At 62.4% G+C, this 3,972-nt stretch carries 6 protein-coding genes and 1 pseudogene; 3 read left to right on the forward strand and 4 right to left on the reverse strand.

What is annotated here, in order from left to right; genetic code table 11:
• Positions 1-336 precede the first annotated feature (336 nt).
• From hpf to ACS5Q0_RS27300, 3 genes are all read right to left on the reverse strand, one after another.
• Complete coding sequence (gene hpf, locus ACS5Q0_RS27290; protein WP_473129756.1) at positions 337-705, reverse strand: ribosome hibernation-promoting factor, HPF/YfiA family; 369 nt, start codon at positions 703-705, stop codon at positions 337-339.
• An 81-nt stretch (positions 706-786) separates the two neighbouring features.
• Positions 787-1,002 carry a hypothetical protein gene (locus ACS5Q0_RS27295; protein WP_473129757.1) on the reverse strand — a complete coding sequence of 72 codons (216 nt, stop codon included), beginning with the start codon at positions 1,000-1,002 and terminating at the stop codon, positions 787-789.
• A gap of 18 nt (positions 1,003-1,020) precedes the next feature.
• Positions 1,021-1,914 (reverse strand): CBS domain-containing protein, encoded by an 894-nt coding sequence (locus tag ACS5Q0_RS27300; protein ID WP_473129758.1) that lies wholly within the window; start codon positions 1,912-1,914, stop codon positions 1,021-1,023.
• A gap of 643 nt (positions 1,915-2,557) precedes the next feature.
• Between ACS5Q0_RS27300 and ACS5Q0_RS27305 the strand changes: the two genes are divergently transcribed.
• The 3 genes from ACS5Q0_RS27305 (at position 2,558) to ACS5Q0_RS27315 (ending at position 3,810) form a co-directional block, all read left to right on the forward strand.
• A complete protein-coding gene (locus ACS5Q0_RS27305) occupies positions 2,558-3,115 on the forward strand; it encodes a GreA/GreB family elongation factor (protein WP_473129759.1) in 558 nt (185 codons plus the stop codon).
• A gap of 62 nt (positions 3,116-3,177) precedes the next feature.
• Positions 3,178-3,600: a nucleoside diphosphate kinase regulator gene (rnk, locus tag ACS5Q0_RS27310; RefSeq protein ID WP_473129760.1), complete on the forward strand. Its 423-nt coding sequence runs from the start codon at positions 3,178-3,180 to the stop codon at positions 3,598-3,600.
• A gap of 57 nt (positions 3,601-3,657) precedes the next feature.
• Positions 3,658-3,810 carry a hypothetical protein gene (locus ACS5Q0_RS27315; RefSeq protein WP_473129761.1) on the forward strand — a complete coding sequence of 51 codons (153 nt, stop codon included), beginning with the start codon at positions 3,658-3,660 and terminating at the stop codon, positions 3,808-3,810.
• 23 nt (positions 3,811-3,833) lie between these two features.
• On the opposite strand, the pseudogene ACS5Q0_RS27320 reads toward ACS5Q0_RS27315, so the two are convergent.
• A pseudogene (locus tag ACS5Q0_RS27320) lies at positions 3,834-3,972 on the reverse strand (IS5/IS1182 family transposase); the annotation flags it as partial.

The following is a 3,972-nucleotide window of genomic DNA, read 5'->3' on the forward strand; positions in this document are numbered from 1 at the left end:
AAGGAGCACGCGGGCGATAATCCGTGGGGCGAAGGTGCGACGACGCTGGAATGGACCCTGTCGTCTCCGCCTCCATACCACCAGTTCGAGACCCTGCCCCGCATCGTCGATGCCGGCCATTAGGCCCCGGCACCGTATGCCGGGCACCTCTCCGGGACATCCGGGGGAGAAGGCTTCGATCCGTCCTCCCCGGGTGTCCCTGACGAAAGGCCCGGGATGACGCATGAGGTGCTGGAGAACTGCATCCAGTGCGTATTCACCGATTGCAGCGCATGCGTGCCCGAATATGCGGCCAAGGCCATGGTAAGCGCGAGAGGCTGCAGCTTCGGGCGCTGCCTAGCGCATGCGCAGCCCTTCGCGCAGCAACCCGTCCCTGACCAGCCCAAGCGGCTTGTCATCGCGCAGGGCCCTCTTCAGGCGTCGAAGGCGCTTGGCTGCTTTCTCCAGTGCATCATCGAAGGCCTTGTAGCAGTCCGGAGCGACCGCCTCGCCCGTCACGATCCGGAGCGTCCCCATCTGCATGTTCACGGTGCACCGGTACGAGTCGCCTTCGCGGCTGAAATATACGGCCGCACCGCTGAGGTCGCCGAAATACTTGCCCGCCACCCGTTGAATGCAGGCCCGGGCATGGGCGGGGAGCGCCTCGCCCAGTTCCACCGTCGAGCTCTGCACCGCGATGAGGGGCATCTTCCTGGCAACTGGCATGGGTTTCTCCCTTGGTTGATCCAGCAGCGTGGGCTGGAGGCGGATGAAGGCGGAACGGCGAAGGCAGCGGATCACGATGGTCTATGGCAACGTTCCCTTCGGCGTCGGATCGCGAGGCTCTACCCGGCAACCCCGATAAGTCTCCCGAGACACCCACGTGGCGAAGCCTAGAACCGCGGTGCTGTAGATTGCGAAGACCTTCCCGGATTCGATCATCAGCGCGCCGAGAACACCCAGCAGCAGGCACACGCCGCCGAATAGGATGGCGGCGTTCAGGACAGCACGAGAATGCGTCATTGGATCTGCCCTTCCCATTCACGAGATCGACCTGGACCGCAGGAACAGGCGGTCCTGGATCGAGCGGACCCCCGGCGTATTCTCGGCAGCGACGAGGACCGCCTCGCGCTCGGCTGCCGAGTCTACAAGTCCTGCCAGGTCGGCGTTGCCCCGGTGCACCGAAATGTTGATCAGCGCATGCGAGGGCGTCACCGTCTGCACGCGGGCCATCACGTCCCGCGTGATCGCGTCATCTGTGGGAGGATCGGCGAACAGGGGAGCACAGTAGCGTGCCACCGCCTTGACAAGGTCGCTGCGGCTGACGATGCCGACGAGACGCCTCCCGCGAATGACGGGAAGCCGCTTAAGCTGCCGCCTCTCCATGATGTCGGCGACATCCGCGAGCGTCATGTGCTCGGTCGCGGTGACCACTGGCGACGTCATCACATGCCGCGCCTTCCGGCCATGGGTCCGGACGTAATCGGCGGCCTCCGTCTCGATATCGGCGAGAACCTTGCGCAGCCAGGAGCGGCGTCGCTGGGTTCCGATCTCAGCCCGCCGGATCAGGTCTCCCTCGCTGACGAGGCCGAGGACGCTTTCATCGGCGCCGACCACCGGAACGGCGCTGATCCGCTTCCCGGTCAGGATGCCGGCGATTTCGCTCACCGGGGTGACCGTCGAGACGGCGACCACGTCGTGAGTCATCACGTCTGCGACAGTGAGTGGGGGTAGCACTGCGCCTGCAGGCGGATGCTGCGGCTTCCGATCCCGGCCATGGATCCCGCTCTGCGTCAGGCCGCCAACGGCTTCCCGCCTCAGGCGCCACGGCAGAGTGATACGGCCATCGTTCGGGGCGGACGATAGGCCAAGGACCAGCGACAGCAGCAGGTGCGGCGACAGGGGATGATGTGAATGGCAAAAGCTTGCGTTCATGTCTTCTTCTCCGCGCGGCGCAGCATGCAGAAGGACGACCCTGAAGAGGCGCATGCCGCGCCGGCCCTTGGAAAGGGCGCTATTTGTGTCTGAAAATTTTTCAGGAGTCGTCATAGCCCCGAATGGCGGGCTGCCGCGCTGGGGCGGGCCGGCCTTCGGGGTTCAGCAGCCTGCGAGGAGGCGCCCCGCGCGAAGATCAGGAAGATGAAGCCGCGTAATCATGACACTCTTAAGGTAAGTAGAAGTTTCACAAATTCAAGCTCACGCCGCATTGGCCTTTGCGACCTTGATCCAGTGGCTGAGGCGACAGCCTTGGTCCGCATTTGTTGCTGTCGAGTGTGCTCCCGATAGAGGGATAACAATCCTGTAGCCATTTTATAAGGCGAGCTGGCTTGAATCACGCCACATATTACTTAAGTTAAGGATGTCATGATTACATCGCGTCACATCTTCATCCTCCGCGGAGGCCGCCTCTTCGCAGGCTGCTGAACCCCGAACTCGGGCAGGCGCATTGCGCTGCCGCCGTTCGGGGTCATGACAATCTTGTACCGTTGAATTCAGCACGCCTGGTCACAGGTGAGCCCGTCCGTTTGTTTCCATTCGGCTCGTTCTGGGCGTGACCGGCGCTGCATAGGAGGTGTTTATGCATCAGCACACTGGATTGCCGCGCGTTATCATCGCAACAACCGACTATAACCGCCTCATGTCCGTTGCGGCGATGAACCGCCGTCAGCGCAAACCGCATCGTGAGTTCCTGATGTCGGAACTGCGGCGAGCTGCGCTCTGTCATCCTGACGCATTGCCGGAGGATGTGGTCTCGACGAATGCAAAGGTCACGTACCGGATCAATCGCAGTGGAAGGTCGATGGCGCACGTCCTGGTGTATCCGGAGGACATGCTCTGGCCGGGCGCGGAACTGTCCGTGACGTCGCCGTTGGGGATCGCCTTACTGGGACTGCGCGTAGGCGACCGCATGCCGTTCCGGACGAGCCCGGACGGGCCATGGCACGAAGTCGTGGTGGAGGACGTTCGGTTCAGGCTTCTGCCAGGTGAGGCGGAGCCCGATGTGACCACACTCGATCCATTGGGTTACGAGGACGGCAACTCGACGGACGATCTCGACCGCCGACTGGATGATGCTCTGATGGAGACCTTCCCGGCCAGCGATCCGGTTTCGGTCATCGTCTGCGCACGTTCCTGACAACGAAGAGAATATGCCTGTTCGCTGTCGCGGCAGGACGCTGAAGAGCGATCGGAGAAGACATGAAACCGGCGAGCCTCCCCTCCATCACCATATCCGCCATGGATTTCGACAGGCTGATGAGGCTTGCGACAGCGGCCATTCACAGCCGGCGCTATACCATCGCCGAGATGCTGGCGGACGAACTCGATCGGGCGATGATCGCGGTGCCCGGCACGATCGGTCCGGATGTCGTGACGATGCATTCGGAGGTCGAGTACCAGGACAATGTCACGGGCGAGGTCCGCCGGATCATCCTGGTCTATCCGGGCCAAGATGATCTGGAGGCTGGACGGATCTCGGTCCTGACGCATATCGGCGCGGCCCTGATCGGCCTGTCGGAAGGACAGTCGATCGAGTGGCTCGGGCCAATGGGCGGATGGCATGGACTGACGGTGCGACGGGTGCATTTCCAGCCCGAGCGCGTAGCCGGCCTCAGTGCCTGAAGCCAAAACAGAAGCACGTTGCCGGGGTTCGCTCCCGAGCAGCCAAGGAGAAGAAACATGAAAGCCGAGAACAAGGTCGCAGACACCCATAAGACGCGCATCCATCGCCCGATCAAAGCCAAGGCAGCCGTGGTTCGGGCGTGGGCTCCGCAACCCAACCCACTGACCCGCGAGGAAATTCGAAAGCTCGTGATCGACCAGATCGGGTAGCAACTCCCTGCGACTTTGAGCGTCTAACAAAACCGTTTACATTGGTTGAAGCAGATGAGGGCGCATCCAAGCGTGGTGAAAGCCAGATGGATGTCCTCGCGTCGTTCATAGCGAATGGTGAGACGGCGGAAGCGGTTGAGCCACGCCAGTGTGCGCTCCACC

It is taken from the genome of Microvirga sp. HS2 (assembly GCF_055792805.1).